The sequence below is a fragment of the Nocardioides sp. genome, assembly GCF_047606145.1.
GTDB lineage: Bacteria > Actinomycetota > Actinomycetes > Propionibacteriales > Nocardioidaceae > Nocardioides.
Map to the genome: position 1 here is coordinate 1 of NZ_JASGET010000150.1, position 22,086 is coordinate 22,086.

Below are 22,086 nucleotides of genomic sequence, written 5' to 3' on the forward strand. Positions count from 1 at the left end.
ATCGCCCGCGGCGTCGGCGGCCTGTGCCTCTGGGTGGCGCTGGACCGGCCGGTCGCCACCGCCACCGCCACCGCCGCGGCACGCCTCGGAGTGCGGCTCTCCCCGGGCACCGCGTTCGGCGCCGACGGCGTCGACGAGCGCCACATCCGGATCCCGTTCACCCTCCCGTCCGCCCAGCTCACCGAGGCGATCGCGCTCGTCGGCCAGGCCTACCGGCAGGCGGTGGGCGGGCCGCAGCCAGCGGTACCACCGGCCGACGACCTGGTCGTGTGACCGCGAGACGCGCTCCCGCCGCCACTACCCTGGCTCCGTGCCCGACGACCGACGTTCGCCTCGCGACTCCTTCATCACCGTCTACGGCCGGATGCCCGTCCAGGAGGTGCTGCGCGACCCCGGGCTCGACGTCGACAAGCTGGTGGTCGCGCACGGCTCCGGTGGCCACAGCCTCGAGGCGATCCTGCGGCTCGCCGAGGAGCAACGCGTCCCGGTGGAGTGGAGCAGTGCGCAACGCGTCAAGCTGCTCGCCGGGAACGGCAAGCACGACCAGGGCATCGTCGCCGACGTCGAGGCCCCCGGACTGCGCAGCCTCGAGGAGTACGTCGCCGAGGCACCCGCCGACGCCGGCCTGCTGTTGCTCGACGGGGTCAGCAACCCGGCCAACGTCGGCATGATCATCCGCACCGCGACCGCCGCGGGACTCGCGGCGGTGCTGCCCTCGCACGGCACCGCGGCGATCGGTCCGCTGGTCATCAAGGCCTCGGCCGGCGTCGCCTACCGGGCCACGATCGTCCGCTGTCGGCGCACGATCGACGCGCTCACACGGCTGCACGCCGCCGGCTTCGCCAGCTACGGTCTGGACTCCCTGGCCGCGACCACGCTCTATGACGCGGACTTCCGCGGGCGGTGCGCCTTCGTGCTCGGCAACGAGACCGACGGACTGAGCCCGGAGGTCGAGGCGAGGCTCGGCGACCTGGTCGCGATCCCGATGTCCGGCGGTGTCGAGTCGCTCAACGTGGCGAGCGCCGCCGCCGTGCTCGCCTTCGAGCTCGCCCGCCGACGCTCGGCCTGATGTCTCCGCCTGACCCTGACGTCTCGGTCCGACCGGCCGACCGAGCCGGCTGCGCCGACGATCAGCAGCCGTCGCTGCCGGGCTCCGGCGCGAGGTCCCCGGGCTCATGCGCGTCGGCGCGCGCCAACAGCCGGTGGACGTCCCGGGTGAACGAGGAGCTGTAGGAGGTGTAGTCCACGCAGCCACCCTGGTGCAGGCCGCCGATCACGCCGGTGACCACCCGCACCTGTCGGCCGTGCCCGTTCGCCCGCCCATGGCGAACCGTGGTCAGCCATGGGCTGCCGCTGCTCCCGCCCACGTATCCCGAGCAGTCGAAGGTCGGATATCCGTCGGTGGTGTAGGTGGTCGTCGTGCAGGTCACCGGCAGGTCGTCGATCCCGTAGTTGTAGGCGATGTCGGTGATCGTGGTCCCGTCCCGCGGCGCCAGCCCGAGCACGTTGGCGCCGGTCACGTCCTGGAGCCGTGTCGCGTGCCGGTGCCGGTCACTGTGGCGAGCGCTGTGCCCGTGCCTGGCGCCTGTCCGGTCCACCTTGCCGGTCCCGTCGGTCCTGTCGGCGACGGTCAAGATCGCGTAGTCGTGCTGCGGGTCCTGGTCCTCGATCCAGGCCCGGTCGACGTAGGCGGCGGTGACGGTCCACACGCCGTACGGCGTCTCGCCGTCGCGATAGCCGGGCGCGAACTGCCAGCCGCTCACGTCGCCCTGCACGCAGTGGGCGGCGGTCAGGATGAGATCGCCCGACCTGCTGGAGATCACGCTCGCGGTGCAGCTGTGGTCGTCGTCGAGACCGTCCTTGAAGATCGGACCGACCGTCGGGTCGCCGCCGAAGGAGGTGGCGCTCGGCGTACCCGTGGGAGCACCGGCGTCGTCGCTCCCGGTGTCGGCCCGTGCCACCGGCGCACCGGCCGCCAGCGCGGTCAGTGCGGCCAGTGCGGCCGCGCCGGAGACGAGCATGATCGACCAACGCGAACGAGCCACGGAACCACCCCAGGAGATCGACGGCACGGAAAGTTCCCGGCCAGTCTGGCGGCACACGACGGTCGCTGTCGAGGACCTGCGGAGAGCCGGATCCGGATACGCTCGCTACTCGACCGACAGGCCGGACCTGGTCGCGCTCGCTATCCCGGCGACGGGAAGCTCGGGCCGGGCTCGACCGCGAGGCTCATCCCGACCCGCGGCGAGCGGCGGCGCTGGCGTAGAGGCAGAGTGCCGTTGCGGTGGAGAGGTTGAGGCTCTCGGCGGCGCCGAAGATCGGGATCGATACCACCTGGTCGGCGAGCGCGGCCAGTTCGGTGGGAAGGCCCCACGCCTCGTTGCCGAAGAGCCAGGCGACACGGCCGGCCAGCAACTCCCCGGCGTCGAAGAGATCGACGTCTCCCCCGCCGTCCGCGGCCAGCACGCTCAGTCCCGCCGCCCGGGCCACCCGGACCGCAGCGGCCGGGTCACGCTCGACGGCGATCGGCAGGTGGAAGGCCGATCCCACGCTGGCCCGGATGGTCTTCGGGTTGTACAGGTCGACCGAGTCACCGGCGAGCACCACGCCGGCGGCGCCCGCGGCATCTGCGCACCTGATCACGGTGCCGGCGTTGCCCGGGTCACGGACGTCGGCGCAGATCACCACCGGCCCACCCGACCTCGCCGACGTCGCCGACGTCGCCGACGTCGCCGATGTCTCGGATGCGGCCGATGCGACCACCGAGTCGATCGGGACGTCGAAGAACCGGCACAGCGCCACCACCCCGGCGGGGGTGACCGAGTCGGAGATCCCGGCCATGGCGCGGTCGTCCACCGGCGTCACCGCCGGCGCCGCGGTCAGCAGATCGGCGTACGTCTCCAGGCCGGCGGGGGTGGCGAAGACCTCGACCACGCAGCCCGGCACCCGGAGGGCACCCTGGACGGCCTTCGGGCCGTCGGCGAGGAAGAGCCGCCGCTCGGCACGTACCGAACGGCGGCTCAACCTGCGAGCCTCCTTGACGCGAGCGTTGCTCGCGGCCAGGGGAGCCGTCACCGGCTCAGGCGGAGACCGGCGCGTTGACGTCCTCGGGGAGCGCGGCCTTGGCCTGCTCGACGAGCGCGTTGAAGGTGGCGACGTCGTTGACGGCCAGGTCGGCGAGGATCTTGCGGTCGACCTCGATGCCCGCCAGACCGAGGCCCTGGATGAAGCGGTTGTAGGTCAGGCCCTGCGCGCGCGCCGCGGCGTTGATGCGCTGGATCCAGAGGCGACGGAAGTTGCCCTTGTTCTTACGGCGGTCGTTGTAGCTGTAGACCAGCGAGTGGGTGACCTGCTCCTTGGCCTTGCGGTAGAGCCGCGAGCGCTGGCCGCGGTAGCCCGAGGCCCGGTCCAGGGTGGTACGACGCTTCTTCGCCGCGTTCACTGCGCGCTTGACGCGTGCCATTGTTCGTTCTCCTTCGATGGATGAGTTCGGGGAGCCGGGGCCGAATCCCGGCGGGCGGGGGCGAGCGCCCCCGCGATCACCTGCCCAGCAGCTTCTTGGCGCGCTTGACGTCGGACTTGGCGACCTCGGTGGTGCCCGACATCCGTCGGGTCATCTTCGAGGGCTTCTTCTCCAGGTTGTGGCGCAGGCCGGCCTTCTGGCGGCGGATCTTCCCCGAACCGGTCACGCGGAAGCGCTTGCCGGCACCGGAGTGGCTCTTCATCTTCGGCATCGTGTGTCTCTTTCTTGCTCGTCCGGTCGCGCACGTGGATGCGTCGCGGCGGAGGTCGGTCGGCGGGTGCCGTCGGGTCGTGGTCAGGCGTCGATCTCTGGGTCGAGGTTCTCCGAGCGGCGGCGCTCCTTGGGAACGGCGCCGACCCGGGCGGCGTTCGCGGCGGTGCGCTCCGCCTTCTCCTCGGCCTCCTCGGCGGCGCGCTCCGCCGCCCTGGTCTCCTTGGCCGCCTTGACCTCGGCCTTGGCGTCCGCCTTCTTCTTGTTCGGGCCGAGCACCATGATCATGTTGCGGCCGTCCTGCTTCGGTGCGGACTCGACGAAGCCGAGCTCGCTGACGTCCTCGGCCAGCCGCTGCAGCAGCCGGAAGCCCAGCTCCGGGCGATGCTGCTCGCGACCGCGGAACATGATGGTGATCTTGACCTTGTCGCCGGCCTTGAGGAACCGCACGACGTGACCCTTCTTGGTCTCGTAGTCGTGCTGGTCGATCTTGGGACGAAGCTTCATCTCCTTGATGATCACGTTCGTCTGGTTCCGGCGGGCCTCACGGGCCTTCTGGGCGTTCTCGTACTTGAACTTCCCGTAGTCCATGAGCTTGCAGACCGGGGGCTTGCCCTGCGGAGCGATCTCGACCAGGTCGAGATCGGCCTCCTGCGCAAGGCGCAGTGCGTCGGCCGTCGGCACGATGCCGACGGTCTCACCATTGGGACCAACGAGGCGGACCTCCGTGACGCGGATCCGGTCGTTGATACGAAGCTCAGTGCTGATGTGTCCTCCAGTGACTTGTCGTCGAGCCCCAGGCCTCCGGACCGCCGTGCACATCCGGTCCGGAACGACAAAGGGCTTCCGCTTGGCAAGCGGAAGCCAGTCAAGACGCTCGCCCGCGGTGGGCTCACATCACCAGGACACATCCTGGGACCGGACCCGACGACCTGTGCTGCAGGCGGTCGATGCGGGTGGGAGAGCGAGTTGGTGATCTCCGCTTGTGGGATCTGCCGGTGTCCGGCCACGAACGCCGGGCATTGCTGCCCGGCGACATGGACGTACGCCGACGGATCGGTCAACAGCAGAGGCTACCGCAAGATTCCCGACCGCCCGAATCCTCAGTCACTCCCGTGCGAATCTCGCGCCACCGGCGACACCCACGCCGAGGAGTCACCGACGAAGGCCAGACCGAGGCCCGCGGCGGCGGCGCGCAGATCCTCGCCCTCGATCGGGAATGTCACCGGTCCCGCGACGTCGACGACAATCGCGTCGGCTTCCTCCTGGAGAGCCGCCATCGCGGCGTCCCGGAACCCCACCGGCACCGGTCGCGCGTCGGCGCGCCACGCTCGCAGCGACTCCGTCGAGGTGAAGGCGAGCAGCGCCCGTCGCCCGTCGGCGCCGGTGAGCAGCACCGTCGCCATGTCGGAGGTCTTGTCGCGAGCGAGTCCACTCGCGCGATGCTCCACCGTACCGAGGACCGCCACCACCGGTACCAGGACGCGGCTGTCCAGCAGCGCGGCCAAGGCGACGGCGTATGTCCCGCGTCGGGTAGCGAACGCCGAGAGCGCCGAGGCGACCGCTGGCTTCGCCGACCCCTCGTCCCCGGCGAAGCCGGGGCCGGAGATCCGCTTCTGGTCGGGGTGTTGCTCCACGACACGCATTCAACTCCCTCGGCTCCGCATGCCGTGCGCCGACCCCGGAGTCGTCGCGCCGAACCCACGACCATCGAAATTAATCTGTAAGTCGAGTGGCTTACTTGCATTGGCGTCCCCGAATCCCGTACACATAGGCCATGTCCACTGCCACCTCCTCCCTGGCATCGCCGATCGGGCTCAGCCGCCCGAACGGGTCGCGGGGCACGCCAGGTAGCCGGACCCGGCCGCTTCGCCACCTCGAGCGCTGGATCTCGCCGATCGCCCTCATCGCCCTCTGGCAGCTCGCCAGTGCGACCGGGATCCTCTCCGAGCGCAAGCTCGCGCCGCCCTCCAAGGTCGTCCGCAGCGCCATCGACCTCATCCGCGACGGCACCCTCGGGCACGCCACCCTGGTCTCGACCGAGCGTGCCGTGGCCGGGTTCGCGATCGGCGCTGTGATCGCTCTCCTGCTGGCGCTGCTCGCCGGGCTCAGCCGTCTCGGCGAGCTCGCCGTCGACCCGCCCCTGCAGATGCTCCGGATGCTGCCGCACCTCGGACTCGTGCCGCTGTTCATCATCTGGATGGGGATCGGCGAGACCCCGAAGGTCACCCTGGTGGCCTTCGGCGCGATCTTCCCGCTCTACCTCAACACCTTCTCCGGGATTCGCAACATCGACCGCAAGACCCTCGAGGCGGCGAAGGTCATGGGGCTCACCCAGCTGCAGCGGATCCGGTACGTCATCCTTCCCGGCGCCCTCCCCCAGGCCCTGACCGGGCTTCGGCAGAGCCTCGGCGTCGCCTGGCTCACCCTGATCGTCGCCGAGCAGATGGCCGCCGACGACGGCATCGGGAAGATGATCAACGACGCCCGCGAGTTCCTCATGACCGACCAGATCGTCGTCGGACTCGCCGTCTACATGATCCTCGGGCTCATCACCGACGCCATCGTGCGTCTCATCGAGCGGAAGGCCCTGGCATGGCGATCGTGACCGACCGCGACAAGATCCAGAAGACGTCGCAATCGCCCGATAGGACCGGCAGCGGCGGGGAGTACGTCGCCCGGGTGCGCGGTCACCACCGTGCGTTCGGTGACAACGTCGTGCTGGACGGCGTCGACCTCGACATCCTCCCGGGCGAGTTCATCGCCTTGCTCGGCCGCAGCGGCAGTGGCAAGTCGACACTGCTGCGGGCGCTGGCGGGACTGGATCTGGTCCCGGCGGGCGAGATCGAGGTGACCGGCCGCACCTCGGTCGCCTTCCAGGAGCCGCGGCTGCTGCCCTGGCACCGCGTCCGTGACAATGTCGCCCTCAACCTGCTCAACAGCCCCGAGAAGCGCAACCGGATGACGCTGGCCGACCAGGCGCTCACCGAAGTCGGCCTAGGAGAGAAGACGACCGCCTGGCCGTTGCAGCTCTCCGGCGGGCAGGCCCAGCGGGTCTCACTCGCCCGCGCGCTGGTTCGCAACCCGAGCCTGCTGCTGCTCGACGAGCCGTTCAGTGCCCTGGACGCGCTGACCCGGATCGAGATGCACCGGCTGGTCGTGGACCTGTGGCGCCGACACCAGATGGCCGTTCTCATCGTCACCCACGACGTCGACGAGGCAATCGCGCTCGCCGACCGGATCGTCGTGCTCGACTCCGGACGGCTGGCCCGCTCCTGGACGATCGACCGCCCCCGCACCGACCGCTCACCCGAGCTCCACGAGGTCGCCACACTGCGGCAGACAATCCTCGCCACCCTCGGCGTACGCCCGCTGGAGCCGAACCCGAACCGGGATCCGGTGACCGGCGAGCTCCACCGTCCGACCAGTTGACGTCCGCTCGCCGAGTGGCAACGCCACCAGTGCCGCCGGGCTCCAACACACCCGACATTCCCAGAAGGACGCACTCATGACCCGCCTCCTCGGCCGCCGCGCTCTGCTCGCCGCCGCCGCTCTGCTCGCCGCCGGCTCCGCCCTCACCGCCTGCGGCGGCTCCGACGACGCCGGCAGTTCCTCCTCCGATGGTTCGACCGATCTCAGCACCGTGACCCTGCGCATCGGCGACCAGAAGGGCACCAGCGCCAAGGCGCTGCTCCAGGCCGCCGGGCTCGACGACACCACCTACAAGATCGAATGGAAGTCGTTCACCTCGGGCCCGCCGATGCTCGAGGCATTGGAAGCCGGGTCGATCGACGTCGCGATGGTCGGCAACACCCCGCCGATCTTCGCCGCCGCAGCCAACGGCGGCTTCAAGGTCGTCGCCGCCGCCAACTACACCGGAGAGGGCGACGCGATCGTCGTGCCCAAGGGCTCCTCGATCACCTCGGTGGCCCAGCTCAAGGGCAAGAAGGTCGCCGTCGCCCCGGGCAGCTCCGCCAACTACAACCTGCTCGGCCAGCTCGCGAAGGCCGGTCTGTCACTCAGCGACGTCGATGTGGCCGAACTCCAGCCCGCCGACGCGCTCGCCGCGTTCGCCAACGGCAGCGTGGACGCCTGGGCGATCTGGGAGCCCTACACCTCTCAGGCTGAGGTGCAGGACGGCGCGACCGTTCTGGTGAACGGTGCCAACGGCGTGATGAACGGCCTTAACTTCCAGGTCGCCTCCACCGACGCGATCGACGACTCGACGACCAAGGCCGCCCTCTCCGACTACCTCACCCGAGTCCAGAAGGCGCAGATCTGGTCCGGCAAAGCGGCCCACCGGACCGCCTGGTCGAAGGTGTGGTCGCAGGGCACCGGCCTCTCGGTCGCGGTCTCCGAGCATGCCACCGCCAAGCGCCCGGTGACGGCGGTCCCGATCGACTCCTCGGTGATCGACTCCGAGCAGACGATGGCCGACGCATTCACCAAGGCGAAGGCGATCCCGACGCAGGTCGACCTCACGGACTACTTCACCGACGAGTTCAACGATGTCGCCAGCGGCTCCGCCGTCACCGGCAAGTAGTCACGGCCGTCTCCACGATCCGGGAGCGGACCACGTCCGGGTCCGACCGCCCCTTCCGTCCTGTGAGACGCTTGAGACATGGACAACGGGGCATGGGGAGCACTCGCCCTGGCGCTCACGGTGCTGGGCGGCATCTGGACCTGGTACGCGTTCCGCAACCGCGGCGTCGCCTCCGGAGTCCGCGGGGCCGGCCTGACGATGCTGCCGATCGCCGCCTACCTGACCCACACCCTGCGCATGTTCGGTCGCGTCGGCAGCGCGGTCGCCGACTGGGCGACCGGATTCGTCTTCAGTCCCGCGGTGTGGGTCGGCATCGTGATCGGCGCGGTCGGGTTCCTGCTGATCTTCGTCTCCACCAAGCTCTCCGGCAAGGAGGCGGACCCCGCCGACACCCAGGCCGACATTCCGACCACCCCCCGGGCCGCCGGGACGACCGGCGGGCGCCGGCAGCTTCCGCGGACCGGTCGCAGCGACGGCGGGGTCTCGGACACGCTCGGCGACGACCTGGACGACATCAACGCCATCTTGAAGAAGCACGGCATCTCGTGACGTCCGCCGTCGACCCGACGGCGGCGATCCTGGATCTGGTACGACACCGGCCCGCACGGCTGGGGGCCGGCCGGTTGCTGAGCATCGAGGGGCCGGCCGGGGCGGGCAAGTCGAGTCTGGCCGCCGGCCTCCGGCAGGGCTTCGGCGCCGGCTCCGTCGTGGTCGCCATGGACGAGCTGTACGACGGCTGGGACGGCCTGGCCTCCCTCGAGCGCCAACTCGACTCACTGCTGCTACCGCTGGCCGCCGACCGGTGCGGACGCTATCGGCGCTACGACTGGCACGCCGGCCGCTACGCCGAGACCGTGACGGTCGCACCGGCCGACCTGCTCATCCTGGAGGGCGTCGGCAGCGGCCTGACCGCCTACGATCACCTGCGCACCGCGTTGGTCTTCCTCGACGCTCCGACGGCGACTCGCAAACAACGCGCGCTCGCCCGGGACGGCGACTCGTTCGCACCGTACTGGGACCGGTGGGCGGCGGCCGAGGCGGACCTGTTCGCCCGCGAGCGCACCCGAGAGCGCGCCGACCTCGTCGTGCCGACCGGCTGACGACCATGCCGCGGCGCCGGCGACCGCAGGACCGTCTAGCCTGAGCCCGTGCTGCCACCGAGCGGGAACCAGTTCACCATCAGCGGCGGCGGCTATGCCGCCACCCTCACCGAGAGTGGCGGGGCGCTGCGCACCTTGCAGCACGGTGACCGGCGGCTGATCGACGGCTTCGCCGAGGACCAGATCTCGGCCGGCGGCCGCGGCCAACTGCTCATGCCCTGGCCGAACAGGATCCGGGACGGGCGGTACGGCTTCGCCGGCTCGTCGTACCAGCTCGGCCTGAGCGAGGCCCGGCTGCACAACGCCTCGCACGGCCTCGCCCGCTGGGCCGGCTGGACGCCCATCGAGGTGTCCGCCGAGGCCGTCACCCTGGGCTACCGTCTGATGGCCCAGAGCGGCTACCCCTGGACCCTCGACCTGCGGGTGACCTACGCGGTGGGCGACGACGGCCTCCAGGTCACCCAGTCGGCCACCAACCGGGCCGACAGCACCGCGCCGTACGCGTCGGGTGCCCACCCGTATCTGAGCGCCGGCGAGGGCCCGATCGACACCTGGACCCTCGAACTGCCCGCCGCGACGCGGCTGCTCACCGATGACCGGCTCCTGCCGATCGGCACCGAGCCGGTCGCCGGCACCGCCTACGACTTCCGTGCCCCGCGCCCGATCGGCGAGGTGGCCTTCAACCATGCCTTCGGGGACCTGGTCCGCGCCGACGGCGGCAACGAGACCGACGGCACCGCCGTGGTCCGGGTGACCGGGCCCGCCGGCAGCACCGAGCTCTGGCTCGACGGCCACCACCGCTGGGTGATGATCTACAGCGCGGACGACAGCGGCACTCCGCGCCGTTCGCTGGCCGTCGAGCCGATGACGGCGCCGGTGGACGCCTTCAACTCCGGGATCGACCTGATCGACCTCGAGCCCGGCGAGACGTTCTCCGCGCGATGGGGCATCCGGGGTTGAGCCGGCGATCTCGAGCGTGGTGGTCGGCGGTGACCGGGTTCAGCGCTGGGCCCTGCGGTGGGGGTGCATCTCGGCCAACTGCTCCTGGCTGAGCGCCGGGACCGTCAGCGGTACCCGGGAGCCGTCGGCACGCATCCCGTCGAGCAGCAGCTCCAGATAACGACGCCAGACCCCCGGGACCACCGGCTCGGTCACCTCGCTCAGCGCGCTGAGCATGCAGACCAGTCCGAACAGATCGGTCTCCTCCAGCTCGGGTCGGATCGCGCCGACCTCCCGGGCACGGGAGAAGACCCGAGCGACCAGTTGCTCGACGCGTTGCTTGGCCGCTTCCAGCGCCGGCCGGGAGCGGTCGACCGTCGTCAGCAGGGCGGCCAGACCACGGTCCTCGGAGACGAACCGGCCGACTCCCTCCAACAGGATCACCAGGGCGTCCCACGGTTCGGCCTCGGCGATGTCCGCGGCGATCCGGTCGGCCACCTCACCGAAGTGGTCGATGAAGACGGCGGCGATCAGCTCCTCGCGATTCGCGAACCTCCGATAGACCGTCCCGACGCCGACGCCGGCATGCGCGGCGACGTCATCGAGGGTGACGTCCAGGCCGCGCTCGGCGAAGAGTTCGCGCGCCGCGGCGACGACCCGCGCCCGGTTCCGGGCGGCATCGGCCCGCAACGGGCGCTCGTCCTCGGCGGTCTCGACTGCGGTCTCGGCTGTGGGCACACTCACAGCATACCAACCGGAGGCACAATCTCCATTTCGTGCTACTCTCGGGGCGTAACCGGAGGAATGTCCTCCGATAGGTCTTGAAGCCCTCGACAGGGAGATCCCATGAGCACACTCGACACGGAACTCGAGCTCGAGTTCACCGAGGAAGGCGAGCAGAGCCGGCAACACCGGCTGCGCTGGGTCATCCTCGGCGTCCTCGCCCTCGCCCAGCTGATGGTGGTGCTGGACGCCACCATCGTGAACATCGCCCTCCCCGACGCGCAGACGTCGCTCGGCTTCGACAACGCCGATCGGCAGTGGATCGTGACCGCCTACGCATTGGCGTTCGGCTCCCTGCTGCTCCTGGGCGGCCGCCTCTCCGATCTGGTGGGACGCAAGACCACCCTGATCGTCGGCCTGGTCGGCTTCGCCGCCATGTCCGCCGTCGGTGGCGCCGCGGCGAACTTCGGCATGCTGGTCTTCGCCCGCGCGGGCCAGGGTCTCTTCGGCGCGCTGCTCGCGCCCGCGGCGCTGGCGCTGCTCACCACCACGTTCACCGACGCCCGGGAGCGGGCTCGCGCGTTCGGCATCTTCGGCGCCATCGCCGGTGGTGGCGGCGCGCTGGGGCTGCTGCTCGGCGGGATGCTCACCGAGTGGGCCACCTGGCGCTGGTGCCTGTACGTGAACCTGGTGATCGCGGTGGTCGCCCTCGCCGGCGCCCTGCTCTTCTTGCGGAACCAGCGCTCCGAGCACCGGCCGAGGCTGGACATCCCCGGCACCCTCACCGTCTCCGCCGCGCTGTTCTCGATCGTGTACGGCTTCTCCCACGCCGAGACCAACGGATGGGCCGACGCGGCGACCAGCGTCTGGCTCGCCGCCGGCGTCGTCCTGCTCGCCGTGTTCGTCTGGCTGCAGGCGCGCACCACGCACGCGCTGCTTCCGCTGCGGATCGTGGTGGACCGCACCCGCGGCGGCTCCTACCTGGTGGTCTTCATCGCCGGCATCGGCATGTTCGGGATCTTCCTGTTCCTCACCTACTACCTGCAGCAGAACCTCGGCTTCACCCCGATCCGGACCGGCCTGGCGTTCCTGCCGATGATCGGTGTGGTGATCGTCGCCTCGACGCTCGCCACCGCGCTGCTGCTGCCCCGGTTCGGCCCTCGCTGGATGACCGCCCTCGGGATGTTCGTCGCCGCCGGCGGACTGGTGCTCCTCACCCAGCTCAGCGACGCCTCGACGTACGCCGCCGACATCCTACCGGGCCTGATGATCATCGGCCTCGGTCTCGGACTGTCGATGGCCCCCTCCATGCAGGGCGCCATCTCAGGCGTCTCCGGCGACGACGCCGGCGTGGCCTCGGCGACCGTCAACACGATGCAACAGGTCGGTGGGTCGGTGGGGACCGCACTGCTGAGCACCATCGCCTCCAGCGCCGCCACCGCCTGGGCCACCGACCACGCCTCCTCGGGATTGAGCGCGACCCAGCTCAGCTCGCTCGCGGCGGTGCACAGCTACACCACCGCCTTCTGGTGGGCGGCCGGGATCTTCGCGGTCGGCGGCGTGGTGGCCGGCCTGGTCATCCGCAGCGGCAAGCTGCCGGAAACGCCGGAGGACACGGTGGCGCTGGCGCACTGACCCGGTCCGGTCGCCGGCCACGAGGACGCGTCCGGCCCTCGCCTCCGCCGTGCCGAGCTCGGCGTCCGGCCCGGACCCACCCGGTCCGGCTCAGCGGGCGCCGAGCTCGGCCGCGATCGAGGCCAGCTGCCGGGCCGCGGTCCGGGCTCGGCCGCCGTCGGAGGCCTGGACGCCCATCACCGGGATGTTCGTCCCGTCCGCCAGGTCGAGGTTGACCCAGGGCGCACCGGGCGGGAAGTTCACCGCCACCACCTGCGCCCAGTCCAGGTCACGCCGACGGTAGCCGTTGACCACCACCAACCCGTCGGTGCGCGCCACCACCCGGGACCTGGTCAGGGCGTGCACCAACACCAGGATGAGCAGGCCGAAGAAGCCGAGGGTGGCCTTCTCGAAGACGGTGAACTTGGCCCGGGTCTCGTCGTCGAAGCCGATCCAGCTCATCGCGCACACCACCGCCAGCGCGATCACCAGAGCCGTCGCCATCACCCGTGGACCCAGCGGGCGCCAGGTGTGCGGCATCTGCGGGGAGCCCTCAGAGTCGGCAGGCATGGATATCGGTCAGCAGGATGGCTCGCGCGCCGACGGCGTACAGGTCGTCCATCAGTTTCTGCGACCCGTCCCGCGGGACCATCGCCCGGACGGCGACCCAGCCCTCGCGGTGCAGCGGGCTGATCGTCGGGCCCTCCAGTCCGGGGGTGAGCTCGGTCGCGGCGGCCACGTCGGCGGCCCGGATGTCGTAGTCCATCATCACGTAGCTGCGTGCCACCATGACGCCGTCGAGTCGACGCTTGAACGTCTCGAAGGCGGCCGGCACCGGGGTGCCGGCGCGGGTGATGACAACGGCCTCGGACTCCAGGATGGCCTCACCGAAGGTCTCCAGTCCGGCCTGGCGCAGCGTCGAACCGGTCTCCACCACATCGGCGATCACGTCGGCGACACCGAGCTGGATGCTGGTCTCGACGGCACCGTCGAGCCTCGTCACACTCGCCTCGATCGAGGCCGCCTCCAAGAAGGCGCGCACCACCCCGACGTAGGAGGTGGCGATGCGCTTGCCGGCCAGATCGTCCAGCGAGCCGAACGCGCCCGCCGGACCGGCGAACCGGAACCTGCTGCGACCGAAGCCGAGCGCCATCACCTCGTCGGCCTTCGCGCCCGAGTCGAGCAGCAGGTCGCGGCCGGTGATGCCCACGTCGAGGGTGCCCTCACCGACGTAGAGCGCGATGTCGCGCGGGCGCAGGTAGAAGAACTCGACGCCGTTCTCCTCGTCGATGAGGGTGAGGCGCTTGCTGTCCTCGCGCTGCCGGTAGCCGGCCTCGCGGAGCATCTCCGAGGCGGCCTGGGAGAGGGCACCCTTGTTCGGGACCGCGATCCGCAGCAGACCGGTGGTGGGAGTTGTCGCAACCATGGGTTCCCCTACAGGTGGGAGTAGACGTCGGAGAGCTCGATCCCGCTGGCGAGCATGAGCACCTGGGCGTGGTAGAGCAGCTGGGAGAGCTCCTCGGCCGTCGCCTCCTTGCCCTCGTACTCGGCGGCCATCCACGACTCCGCCGCCTCCTCGACCAGCTTCTTCCCGATCGCATGGACGCCGGCGTCCAATGCCGCGACGGTGCCGGATCCTGCGGGTCGGGTCCGGGCCTTCTCGCTCAGCTCGGCCCAGAGCTCGTCGAACGTCTTCACGTCGGCCAAGCCTAGGGCGTACGGCGCCGTCCGGCCGCGCCGGGCCGGTCGGCGGGACGGCCCGAGGAGATCCCGCGGGTGGACCATGCCTCCAGGCGACCTCCGGCTCACCTTGCTAGTAGAGCCGCGAGGTCTGCTTGACCGAGACGGCGGTGGCGAGCGCGGCGGACGCGGCCTCGTAGCCCTTGTCCTCGCTCGAGGAGGGCAGCCCGGCGCGGTCCAGCGCCTGTGCCTCGTCGTCGCAGGTGAGCACGCCGAAGCCGACCGGCACCAGGTAGTCCAGGCTCACCCGGGTCAGACCGTCGGTCGCGGCCCGGCAGACGTACTCGAAGTGCGGGGTGCCGCCCCGGATGACGACTCCGAGGGCCACGACCGCGTCGTAGCCCGCCTTGGCCAGCGCGGCCGCGACGACCGGGAGCTCGAAGGTCCCCGGCACCCGGACCAGCGCGGGCTGCTCGATCTTGTGGTCGACGAAGGCACGCTGGGCGCCGGCGATCAGGCCGGCCATCACCTCCTCGTGCCAGCTGGCGGCGACGACGGCCACCCGCAGGTCGTGACAGTCGATGGGGGTCGGGGTGGGCGCGCCCGCTCCGCTCATGGGTTGACTCCTTCGGCTCGGTCCAGGTCGGTGCGGTCGAGATCGGGGAGCACGTGGCCCATCCGATCCCGCTTGGTGAGCAGGTAGGCGAGATTGTGGTCGTTGGGTCGCGGCGTGAGCGGGACCCGCTCGGCGACGGTGACTCCGTAGTCGGTCAGGTGCCGGATCTTGTCGGGGTTGTTGGTCATCAGCCGCACCGTGGTGACCCCGAGGTCGCGCAGGATCTGGGTGGCGGCGCCGTAGTGGCGGGCGTCGGCCGGGAGGCCCAGGTCGAGGTTGGCGTCGACGGTGTCCCGGCCGCCGTCCTGCAGCTGGTAGGCCTGCAGCTTCGCCACCAGCCCGATGCCGCGGCCCTCGTGACCGCGCAGGTAGACCACCACGCCACGCCCCTCGGCCCCGATCGCGTCGAGCGCCTCGTTCAGCTGGGGCCCGCAGTCGCAGCGGGCGCTGCCGAAGACGTCACCGGTCAGGCACTCCGAGTGCACCCGGGTCAGCACCGGCGTACCGTCGCGCAGAGCCGCCGGGTCGCCGTACACCAGGGCGACGTGCTCGGAGCCGTCGTCGCTCATGGTGTAGCCGTAGGCGGTGAACGCGCCGTGACTGGTGGGCAGTCTGGTCTCCGCCTGACGGGTGACCAGCACCTCGGTACGACGCCGGTAGCGGACCAGGTCCTCGATCGAGATCATGCGCAGGCCATGCTCGTCGGCGAAGGCACGCAGCTCGGCGGCCCGCTTCATGGTGCCGTCGTCGTTGACCACCTCGACGAGTACGCCGGCCGGGGTGAGGCCGGCGAGTCGGGCCAGGTCGACCGCCGCCTCGGTGTGGCCCCGGCGGACCAGGACGCCCCCCTCGCGATAGCGCAACGGGAAGACGTGTCCGGGCCTGGTGAGCTCCCATGGCTCGGTGGCGGAGTCGGCGAGCACGCGCGCGGTGTGAGCCCGGTCGGCGGCGCTGATCCCGGTGCTGACCCCGTCACGGGCATCGACGCTGACGGTGTAGGCGGTGCGCAGCCTGTCCCGGTTGTGCGGGGTCATCAGCGGGATCTCCAGCCGGTCGAGCATCGCACCGGGCATCGGCACGCAGATCACCCCGGAGCTGTGCCTGATGGTGAAGGCCATCAGCTCCGGGGTGGCCTTGGCGGCGGCGAAGATGAGGTCGCCCTCGTTCTCCCGGCCCTCGTCGTCGACCACCACCACCGCTCTTCCGGCGGCGATGTCGGCGATCGCGTCCGCCACCGCGTCCAGTCGCACTCCCCCGTGCTGCGGGCGCTCGCCCAGGGCCTCGTCGATCTGCTTCTCGCTCATCGTTCCTCCTCCCTGCCGCCACCGGCCAGCAGCTTCTCCACGTGCTTGGCCAGCACGTCGACCTCCAGGTTGACCGGGTCGCCGACCGCGCGCGTGCCCAGCGTGGTCCGGGCCAGCGTCTCGGGGATCAGGCTGACTGTGAAGGAGTCCTCGCTCACCGACACCACCGTCAGGCTGACCCCGTCCACGGTGATCGAGCCCTTCTCGACCAGGTAGCGGGCCAGACCCGCCGGCAGCGCGACGGTGACCAGCTCCCAGTGCTCGCTCGGCTCGCGGCGGAGCACGGTGCCCACGCCGTCCACGTGACCCTGCACGATGTGGCCGCCGAGCCTGGTGCTCGGGGTGACGGCGCGCTCGAGGTTGACCCGGTCCCCACGCCCGGCGCCGGCCAGCGAGGTGCGGTCGAGCGTCTCCTGCATCACGTCGGCGGTCCAGGTGTCCTGGTCGCGGGCGGCCACCGTCAGGCAGCAGCCGTTGACCGCGATCGAATCACCCGGCGCGGCATCCGCGAGCACCCGCGCGGCCTCGATCCGCAGGCGTACGGCGTCGCCCTGCTGCTCGATCCCGGCCACGGTGCCGAGCTCTTCGACGATTCCGGTGAACATCACTGTCTCCTTGCTCGCGGTTCGAGGGTGAACCGCACGTTGGGTTGCTCGGCGTCGCCTTCGGGCGCACCGGGGTCGGGGGGCAGCACGGTGAGGTCGACCACCTCGGGGCGGTAGGCGTCCGCGATGGTGGTGATGCCGAGGTCGGCGACGGCACTGTGCCCCGCACCGAGCAGGAACGGCGCCACGTAGACGACGATCTCGTCCACCACTCCGGCGGCCAGGAACGCCGCGGCGAGGGTGGGGCCGCCCTCGCAGAAGACGTGGCGGCGCTCCCGGCGCCAGAGCTCGTCCAGGACCGCACGCGGGTCGTGGCTGCGCAGTTGCAGGCTCGGACCACGGTCGTTGAAGATGCGCTTGGTCGGGGGCAGGTCACGGTGACCCACGACCACCCGCAGCGGCTGCACGCCGACCGGACGATCGCGCTCGTCGCGCACGGTGAGCTCCGGGTCGTCGACCGCCACCGTGCGGGCGCCGACCAGCATGACGTCGCACTCCGCGCGCAGCCGGTGGGTGTCCAGCCGGGCGGCGCGCGAGGAGACCCAGCGACTGGTGCCGTCCGCGGCCGCGCTGCGCCCGTCCAGGGTGGTGGCGAACTTCCAGGTGACGAACGGCCGCTGCAACTCGACGGCCCGGGTCCAGGCCCGGTTGAGCGCACCGGCTCGGTCGGCGAGCAGGCCCGACTCGACGTCGATGCCGGCGGCGCGCAGCGTGGCGGCGCCCCCGGCCGCGATCGGGTTCGGGTCGGCCTGGGCGAAGACCACCCGGGCCACGCCGGCCGCGATCAGCGCCTGGGCGCAGGGTCCCGTGCGGCCGGTGTGGTTGCACGGTTCGAGGGTCACCACCGCGGTGGCGCCGCGGGCCGCGCCGGGCGCCTGCTCCTCGGCCCGGGTGAGCGCCTCGACCTCCGCGTGGGGCGTGCCCGGTCCCCGATGCCGGCCCTCGGCGATCGTCGTACCGTCGGGCGCGAGCAGTACGCACCCGACCCGTGGGTTGGGCAACAGCTGCGGACCCGCCCCCGCCGCCAGCTCCAGCGCGCGCAGCATGGCCGTCCGCTCGGCGCTCGTCTCGCTCATCGTGTCCCTCGGGTCCGGTCGCGGACTCCGGGGACATCGGCCGGGCACCGGTGGCTCCGAGGAGCCTCGTCGTGCCCGAGGAGCCGACTGCGTGCGTCTTCCCATCCGGACTTTCACCGTCGGTCCAGGAGTTCCACCTGGTCAACCGAACGCTGGCTGCATTCGGGTCGCGGACTTCTGAGCGAAGCGAGGAGCTTCGGCACAGTCACCGCCGGTTCGGAATTACACCGACCCCAGAGCACGCGAGTTGTTCACTCGTCTGCTCGACATTGTGGCACACACCCGGTCGACGGTGGCCAACGGGTGGGATCAGACCGCGAGATCGCGCGCCGGATCGGCGGGTCGGATCGGCGGGGTCAGGCCGTCGAGGAGGCCTCCGCGGCCCGATCCCGCAGTGCGTTCACCATGGCGTCCGGATCATCGGCGGAGTAGACCGCACTGCCGGCCACGAACACGTCGGCGCCCGCCTCCGCGCAGCGCCCGATCGTCTCCAGCGAGACTCCCCCGTCCACCTGCAGCCACGCCTGGACGCCGTAGGAGTCCAGCAAGGTGCGGGTACGGCGGATCTTGGGCAGCACCAGGTCGAGGAACCGCTGTCCGCCGAAGCCGGGCTCCACGGTCATCAACAGCACCATGTCGAGCTCGGCGAGCATGTCCTCGTAGGGCTCGATCGGGGTCGCCGGCTTGAGCGCCATGCTCGCCCGGGCACCCTTGGCCCGGATCTCCCGCGCCAGCCGGATCGGCGCCTTGGCGGCCTCCACGTGGAAGGTCACCGAGGCACACCCCGCCTCGACGTACGCCGGCGCGTGCCGGTCGGCGTCCTCGATCATCAGGTGCGCGTCGAGCGGCGTCTCGGTCGCGCGGGCCAGCGCCTCCACCATCGAGGCCCCGAAGGTCAGGTTGGGCACGAAGTGGTTGTCCATCACGTCGACGTGGATCCAGTCGGCACTGGGGATCCGGGCGATCTCCGCACCCAGCCTGGCGAAGTCGGCGTTGAGGATCGACGGCGTGATCTGCAGATGGCGCACCCGAGGATCCTATTCCGAGAGTGCCCTCGCGACCGCGGCCGCCGTCTCCTCCGGTGAGGTCACCGCCACCTCGGTCAGGTCGTCCTCGACCGCCGCGAGGCGGGCCAGTCGCGACCTGTAGTCGGCGAGCGTGGCCGGGTCGATCTCCTCCTGCCACGGCTCACCGCCGAGGCGCTGCTCACCGGTCAGCAGCACATGCACGAACCGCGCTCCGGCCTCGTCCGCCGCGTCCCGGAACCGGGTGACCTCGGTCGGGTCGGCGACCAATTGCGGCACCAGCACGTCGTACCCATCGCGCAGGTGCGCGGTGGCGAGCTCGAGCGCCCGGGTGCGGCCCACCTCGGCGGTCTCCTCCCACGGCCCGCCGATCAGCGCGCGAAGAGCGTCGATGTCCAGGTCGAGCGCGCCGGGCCGGTCGGCGACGAGCCGCCGCGCTAGCGTCGACTTGCCGACGCCGGGCAGGCCGTTGAGCAGCATCAACACACGCCCGCGCCCCGCTCGCGATCTCGGTCCGAACGGCATGGCTCCACGATAGTGAGGGACCCCACCGGCACGCCTCCCCGGATCGCGCCGAACGGGTTGGTACTTTGCCGGCGTTGTGACATCCCAGACGACCTCCGACCGCGACCCGGCCGGCTCCGCCAGCTCGGGCGCCACGGGTGGCTCCTCGCCTGCGTCGCAGCGTCGTACCGACATCCAGGGGCTGCGGGCGATCGCGGTCCTCGCCGTGGTGGCGGTGCATGTCGGGATCTCCAGCGTCACCGGCGGGTTCGTGGGCGTGGACGTCTTCTTCGCCATCTCCGGCTTCCTGATCACCGAGCAACTGCTTCGCTCGGCCGAGCGGGACACCCGGGTGTCGTTGCTCGGCTTCTACGCGCGCCGGGCGCGCCGGATCCTGCCGGCGGCGACCTTCGTCCTGATCGTCACCTGTGCCTACGCCGCCTGGCAGCTCGGCTTCGTGCGCACCAAGTCGATCGTGACCGACGCCATCTGGTCGGCCGTGTTCGCGGCCAACATCCACTTCTCCGCGCTGCAGACCGACTACTTCGCCGCCGACCTGCCGCCGAGCCCGCTGCAGCACTACTGGTCGCTCTCGGTCGAGGAGCAGTTCTATCTGCTCTGGCCGGTGGTGGTGATGCTCTGCGTCTGGCTGGTCCGGCGCCGCAACTCCGCCCGGAACGCCGTGCGCGCCGCTGCGGGCCGACCGACCAAGACGGCCAAGCCGCGGCGCCTGCTCATCGCCGCCGTCGTGGTGATCACCGCCGCCAGCCTGCTGTGGTCGGCGCACATGACCCAGGTCGACCCGGAGTCCGCCTACTTCTCCCCCCTCACCCGAGCCTGGGAGCTCGGACTGGGCGCGCTGGCGGCACTGGCGATCCAGCCGCGACAGACCGACGGGCCGGCCGCCCGCTGGCGGGCTCAGACGCTCTCGCTGGTCGGTCTCTTCCTGATCATGTGCGCCTGCCTGCAGTTCAACGACGCCACCCCGTTCCCCGGCACGCCCGCGCTGGTGCCGGTGCTCGGCAGCGTGTTCATCCTGGTCGCCGGGGCTCTCTGGCACGGCCCGACCATCGTCTCCCGGCTGCTTTCGATCAAGCCGCTGCGAGTGCTGGGCGACTGGTCGTACTCGCTGTATCTGTGGCACTTCCCGGTGTTGGTGCTGCCCGAGATCCAGCTCGGGCGCGACCTGACCTGGCTCGAACGCGGTGGACTGCTCGTCCTCGCGCTGGCGCTCTCGGCGGCGTCGTACCACCTCATCGAGCAGCCGTTCCAGCGGCCGCGGATCAAGCGCGGCTGGTTCCCGGTGGCGCTGTACCCGCTGAGCATCGCGCTGGTGATCGCCACCGGCATCGGCGCCAACTCCTACGCCACCAGCGCCGCCCGGATCGATGGCTATCAGCCGGCGATCAGCCTGGCCGACGGCCAGTCGTCGTCGAGCGCCTCGCCGTCCGCCTCGGGCACCTCGTCCAGCACCGCCTCGGCGTCCGCGTCGAGCGGCACCGCGACCATCGATCGACAGGTGCGGCTGGTGCGTGCCTCGGTCACCGCGGCGCGCGATGACCAGCCGATACCCACCACCCTCGAGCCGGCCGTCACGGGGCTCTCCGACGACACCGAGGACGTCGGGGACTGCGACTACCTCGCCGGCAGCCGCCAGCTCTGCGCCCGCGGGGACGCCACCGGGAGCAAGACCCTCGTCGTCCTCGGCGACTCGCACGGCAGGCACTGGATCCCGGCGATGGACAAGATCGCCAAGCGGGCCGGATACCGTGCCTACTACCTGGTGATGCCCCAGTGCGTCGCGTCCATGATCACCCCCGACAAGCTCAACGAGACCGAGGCGTTCACCGACTGCGACGACTTCCACGCCTGGGCCATCGCGCAGATCAAGAAGCTCCGTCCCGACCTGTTGATCATCTCCTCACGCTCGGTGACGACCGGCATCCACGACGCCAGCGGCCGGCACACCGCGCACGGCTACGTGCGCAAGGCCGAGTACGCCGGCTATCAGGAGATGCTGCGCGACGTGATGCCGTACGCCGACCGGACCGCCTGGATCCGCGACGTGCCGGCGCTGCGGCTCGACCCGGCGACCTGCCTGAGCTCCAACGCCCGCCTCGGGCCGTGCATGACCAAGCCGGACCCGGACCTGGAGGAGGGCGCCGACCTGCAGGTCAAGGCGGCCCGCGCGGCCGGGGCCGAGGTGATCGACATGGACGACTACTTCTGCTGGCAGGGCGAGTGCCCGGCGGTGGTGGGCTCGACCATCACCCATCGCGACTTCAACCACATGACCACCACCTACGCCGCCGAACTGGCCAAGCCGCTGGGCACCAAGCTCGGGCTCTGGTGAGGGTCGATCAGGGCTCGGGCTCCTCGGGAGTCTGCTCCCCCGCCGCCTCATCGCGATCGGCCCACGCCAACAACGGCGCGACGTCGAAGACGTGGTCGTCGATGTCCGCAAACAGGTCCCCGACGGCCGCGTACCGAGCCGGCACCGTGGCCAGCGTCAGGTCGTGCGGATCCACGTCGGCCACCTCCTCCCACCGGATCGGGGCGGAGACCCTCGCGTCCGGCACACCACGCAGCGAGTACGCCGCCGCGATGGTGTGGTCAGGCATCAC

At 71.0% G+C, this 22,086-nt stretch carries 25 protein-coding genes, 2 pseudogenes and 1 riboswitch; of the genes and pseudogenes, 10 read left to right on the plus strand and 17 right to left on the minus strand.

Going from position 1 to position 22,086, the window contains the following annotated elements; genetic code table 11:
• Both QM638_RS20085 and QM638_RS20090 read left to right on the plus strand, forming a co-directional pair.
• A pseudogene (locus QM638_RS20085) lies at positions 1-273 on the plus strand (hypothetical protein); the annotation flags it as partial.
• A gap of 37 nt (positions 274-310) precedes the next feature.
• Positions 311-1,069, plus strand: a complete 759-nt coding sequence (locus tag QM638_RS20090; protein ID WP_415144937.1) for a TrmH family RNA methyltransferase — start codon at positions 311-313, stop codon at positions 1,067-1,069.
• Between the two features lie 61 nt (positions 1,070-1,130).
• Here the strand turns inward: QM638_RS20090 and QM638_RS20095 are convergent, their stop codons facing one another.
• From QM638_RS20095 to QM638_RS20120, 6 genes are all read right to left on the minus strand, one after another.
• Positions 1,131-2,045: a trypsin-like serine peptidase gene (locus QM638_RS20095; RefSeq protein ID WP_415144938.1), complete on the minus strand. Its 915-nt coding sequence runs from the start codon at positions 2,043-2,045 to the stop codon at positions 1,131-1,133.
• Positions 2,046-2,229: 184 nt separating this feature from the next.
• Positions 2,230-3,024 (minus strand): TrmH family RNA methyltransferase, encoded by a 795-nt coding sequence (locus QM638_RS20100; RefSeq protein WP_415144940.1) that lies wholly within the window; start codon positions 3,022-3,024, stop codon positions 2,230-2,232.
• A 55-nt stretch (positions 3,025-3,079) separates the two neighbouring features.
• Positions 3,080-3,463, minus strand: a complete 384-nt coding sequence (rplT, locus tag QM638_RS20105; RefSeq protein ID WP_415144942.1) for a 50S ribosomal protein L20 — start codon at positions 3,461-3,463, stop codon at positions 3,080-3,082.
• 76 nt (positions 3,464-3,539) lie between these two features.
• A complete protein-coding gene (rpmI, locus tag QM638_RS20110; protein ID WP_415144944.1) occupies positions 3,540-3,734 on the minus strand; it encodes a 50S ribosomal protein L35 in 195 nt (64 codons plus the stop codon).
• Between the two features lie 83 nt (positions 3,735-3,817).
• On the minus strand, positions 3,818-4,555 hold the full coding sequence (infC, locus tag QM638_RS20115; RefSeq protein ID WP_415144945.1) for a translation initiation factor IF-3: 738 nt from the start codon (positions 4,553-4,555) through the stop codon (positions 3,818-3,820).
• Between the two features lie 281 nt (positions 4,556-4,836).
• Positions 4,837-5,370: an SseB family protein gene (locus QM638_RS20120; protein ID WP_415144946.1), complete on the minus strand. Its 534-nt coding sequence runs from the start codon at positions 5,368-5,370 to the stop codon at positions 4,837-4,839.
• Positions 5,371-5,510: 140 nt separating this feature from the next.
• On the opposite strand from QM638_RS20120, the gene QM638_RS20125 reads away from it, so the two are divergent.
• The 6 genes from QM638_RS20125 to QM638_RS20150 all read left to right on the plus strand — a co-directional run bounded on the left by QM638_RS20125 (position 5,511) and on the right by QM638_RS20150 (position 10,336).
• Positions 5,511-6,341 carry an ABC transporter permease gene (locus tag QM638_RS20125; protein WP_415144947.1) on the plus strand — a complete coding sequence of 277 codons (831 nt, stop codon included), beginning with the start codon at positions 5,511-5,513 and terminating at the stop codon, positions 6,339-6,341.
• On the plus strand, positions 6,329-7,165 hold the full coding sequence (locus QM638_RS20130) for an ABC transporter ATP-binding protein (RefSeq protein WP_415144949.1): 837 nt from the start codon (positions 6,329-6,331) through the stop codon (positions 7,163-7,165). The genes QM638_RS20125 and QM638_RS20130 overlap by 13 nt, the downstream gene beginning before the upstream one ends.
• A gap of 76 nt (positions 7,166-7,241) precedes the next feature.
• A complete protein-coding gene (locus tag QM638_RS20135; protein WP_415144951.1) occupies positions 7,242-8,276 on the plus strand; it encodes an ABC transporter substrate-binding protein in 1,035 nt (344 codons plus the stop codon).
• A gap of 78 nt (positions 8,277-8,354) precedes the next feature.
• Positions 8,355-8,825, plus strand: a complete 471-nt coding sequence (locus tag QM638_RS20140; RefSeq protein WP_415144953.1) for a hypothetical protein — start codon at positions 8,355-8,357, stop codon at positions 8,823-8,825.
• The gene (locus tag QM638_RS20145; RefSeq protein ID WP_415144955.1) at positions 8,822-9,376 is read left to right on the plus strand and encodes a 4-amino-4-deoxy-L-arabinose transferase; all 555 of its coding nucleotides are present in this window, start codon (positions 8,822-8,824) and stop codon (positions 9,374-9,376) included. The genes QM638_RS20140 and QM638_RS20145 overlap by 4 nt, the downstream gene beginning before the upstream one ends.
• A 48-nt stretch (positions 9,377-9,424) precedes the next feature.
• Positions 9,425-10,336 (plus strand): aldose 1-epimerase family protein, encoded by a 912-nt coding sequence (locus tag QM638_RS20150; RefSeq protein ID WP_415144957.1) that lies wholly within the window; start codon positions 9,425-9,427, stop codon positions 10,334-10,336.
• Positions 10,337-10,375: 39 nt separating this feature from the next.
• Here QM638_RS20150 and QM638_RS20155 read toward each other — a convergent pair whose 3' ends face one another.
• Entirely contained in the window at positions 10,376-11,053 is a 678-nt protein-coding gene (locus tag QM638_RS20155; protein ID WP_415144959.1) for a TetR/AcrR family transcriptional regulator, read from the minus strand.
• 108 nt (positions 11,054-11,161) lie between these two features.
• On the opposite strand from QM638_RS20155, the gene QM638_RS20160 reads away from it, so the two are divergent.
• Positions 11,162-12,673 carry a DHA2 family efflux MFS transporter permease subunit gene (locus tag QM638_RS20160; RefSeq protein WP_415144961.1) on the plus strand — a complete coding sequence of 504 codons (1,512 nt, stop codon included), beginning with the start codon at positions 11,162-11,164 and terminating at the stop codon, positions 12,671-12,673.
• A gap of 90 nt (positions 12,674-12,763) precedes the next feature.
• Here the strand turns inward: QM638_RS20160 and QM638_RS20165 are convergent, their stop codons facing one another.
• From QM638_RS20165 to QM638_RS20205, 9 genes are all read right to left on the minus strand, one after another.
• Positions 12,764-13,222, minus strand: a complete 459-nt coding sequence (locus QM638_RS20165) for a PH domain-containing protein (RefSeq protein ID WP_415144962.1) — start codon at positions 13,220-13,222, stop codon at positions 12,764-12,766.
• Positions 13,206-14,078: an ATP phosphoribosyltransferase gene (gene hisG / locus QM638_RS20170; protein WP_415144964.1), complete on the minus strand. Its 873-nt coding sequence runs from the start codon at positions 14,076-14,078 to the stop codon at positions 13,206-13,208. The genes QM638_RS20165 and hisG overlap by 17 nt, the downstream gene beginning before the upstream one ends.
• A gap of 8 nt (positions 14,079-14,086) precedes the next feature.
• A complete protein-coding gene (locus tag QM638_RS20175) occupies positions 14,087-14,350 on the minus strand; it encodes a phosphoribosyl-ATP diphosphatase (protein ID WP_415144966.1) in 264 nt (87 codons plus the stop codon).
• A gap of 115 nt (positions 14,351-14,465) precedes the next feature.
• Positions 14,466-14,948, minus strand: coding sequence for a 6,7-dimethyl-8-ribityllumazine synthase (gene ribH, locus QM638_RS20180; RefSeq protein ID WP_415144968.1), 483 nt, complete (start codon positions 14,946-14,948; stop codon positions 14,466-14,468).
• Positions 14,945-16,252: a bifunctional 3,4-dihydroxy-2-butanone-4-phosphate synthase/GTP cyclohydrolase II gene (locus tag QM638_RS20185; RefSeq protein WP_415144969.1), complete on the minus strand. Its 1,308-nt coding sequence runs from the start codon at positions 16,250-16,252 to the stop codon at positions 14,945-14,947. The genes ribH and QM638_RS20185 overlap by 4 nt, the downstream gene beginning before the upstream one ends.
• A complete protein-coding gene (locus tag QM638_RS20190; RefSeq protein WP_415144971.1) occupies positions 16,249-16,857 on the minus strand; it encodes a riboflavin synthase in 609 nt (202 codons plus the stop codon). The genes QM638_RS20185 and QM638_RS20190 overlap by 4 nt, the downstream gene beginning before the upstream one ends.
• Positions 16,857-17,933 (minus strand): bifunctional diaminohydroxyphosphoribosylaminopyrimidine deaminase/5-amino-6-(5-phosphoribosylamino)uracil reductase RibD, encoded by a 1,077-nt coding sequence (gene ribD, locus QM638_RS20195; protein ID WP_415144973.1) that lies wholly within the window; start codon positions 17,931-17,933, stop codon positions 16,857-16,859. Before ribD ends, QM638_RS20190 begins: the two co-directional genes overlap by 1 nt.
• Positions 17,934-18,020: 87 nt before the next feature.
• A riboswitch (FMN riboswitch) is annotated at positions 18,021-18,179 on the minus strand.
• A gap of 110 nt (positions 18,180-18,289) precedes the next feature.
• Positions 18,290-18,952 (minus strand): ribulose-phosphate 3-epimerase, encoded by a 663-nt coding sequence (gene rpe / locus QM638_RS20200; RefSeq protein ID WP_415144979.1) that lies wholly within the window; start codon positions 18,950-18,952, stop codon positions 18,290-18,292.
• A gap of 18 nt (positions 18,953-18,970) precedes the next feature.
• Positions 18,971-19,483, minus strand: coding sequence for an AAA family ATPase (locus tag QM638_RS20205; RefSeq protein WP_415144975.1), 513 nt, complete (start codon positions 19,481-19,483; stop codon positions 18,971-18,973).
• 76 nt (positions 19,484-19,559) lie between these two features.
• Here QM638_RS20205 and QM638_RS20210 point away from each other — a divergent pair, with 76 nt between their 5' ends.
• On the plus strand, positions 19,560-21,815 hold the full coding sequence (locus tag QM638_RS20210) for an acyltransferase family protein (RefSeq protein WP_415144977.1): 2,256 nt from the start codon (positions 19,560-19,562) through the stop codon (positions 21,813-21,815).
• A gap of 7 nt (positions 21,816-21,822) precedes the next feature.
• Here the strand turns inward: QM638_RS20210 and QM638_RS20215 are convergent.
• Positions 21,823-22,086 (minus strand): annotated as a pseudogene (locus QM638_RS20215) (ATP-dependent DNA ligase); the annotation flags it as partial.

Bases quoted from the DNA above. Each gene is read 5' to 3' on its own strand.
- rplT (WP_415144942.1), bottom strand. From the start codon at position 3,463: ATGGCACGCGTCAAGCGCGCAGTGAACGCGGCGAAGAAGCGTCGTACC.
- rpmI (WP_415144944.1), bottom strand. From the start codon at position 3,734: ATGCCGAAGATGAAGAGCCACTCCGGTGCCGGCAAGCGCTTCCGCGTG.
- infC (WP_415144945.1), bottom strand. From the start codon at position 4,555: ATGTGCACGGCGGTCCGGAGGCCTGGGGCTCGACGACAAGTCACTGGA.
- QM638_RS20125 (WP_415144947.1), top strand. From the start codon at position 5,511: ATGTCCACTGCCACCTCCTCCCTGGCATCGCCGATCGGGCTCAGCCGC.
- QM638_RS20130 (WP_415144949.1), top strand. From the start codon at position 6,329: ATGGCGATCGTGACCGACCGCGACAAGATCCAGAAGACGTCGCAATCG.
- QM638_RS20135 (WP_415144951.1), top strand. From the start codon at position 7,242: ATGACCCGCCTCCTCGGCCGCCGCGCTCTGCTCGCCGCCGCCGCTCTG.
- QM638_RS20140 (WP_415144953.1), top strand. From the start codon at position 8,355: ATGGACAACGGGGCATGGGGAGCACTCGCCCTGGCGCTCACGGTGCTG.
- QM638_RS20160 (WP_415144961.1), top strand. From the start codon at position 11,162: ATGAGCACACTCGACACGGAACTCGAGCTCGAGTTCACCGAGGAAGGC.
- QM638_RS20165 (WP_415144962.1), bottom strand. From the start codon at position 13,222: ATGCCTGCCGACTCTGAGGGCTCCCCGCAGATGCCGCACACCTGGCGC.
- hisG (WP_415144964.1), bottom strand. From the start codon at position 14,078: ATGGTTGCGACAACTCCCACCACCGGTCTGCTGCGGATCGCGGTCCCG.
- ribH (WP_415144968.1), bottom strand. From the start codon at position 14,948: ATGAGCGGAGCGGGCGCGCCCACCCCGACCCCCATCGACTGTCACGAC.
- QM638_RS20185 (WP_415144969.1), bottom strand. From the start codon at position 16,252: ATGAGCGAGAAGCAGATCGACGAGGCCCTGGGCGAGCGCCCGCAGCAC.
- QM638_RS20190 (WP_415144971.1), bottom strand. From the start codon at position 16,857: ATGTTCACCGGAATCGTCGAAGAGCTCGGCACCGTGGCCGGGATCGAG.
- ribD (WP_415144973.1), bottom strand. From the start codon at position 17,933: ATGAGCGAGACGAGCGCCGAGCGGACGGCCATGCTGCGCGCGCTGGAG.
- QM638_RS20205 (WP_415144975.1), bottom strand. From the start codon at position 19,483: ATGCCGTTCGGACCGAGATCGCGAGCGGGGCGCGGGCGTGTGTTGATG.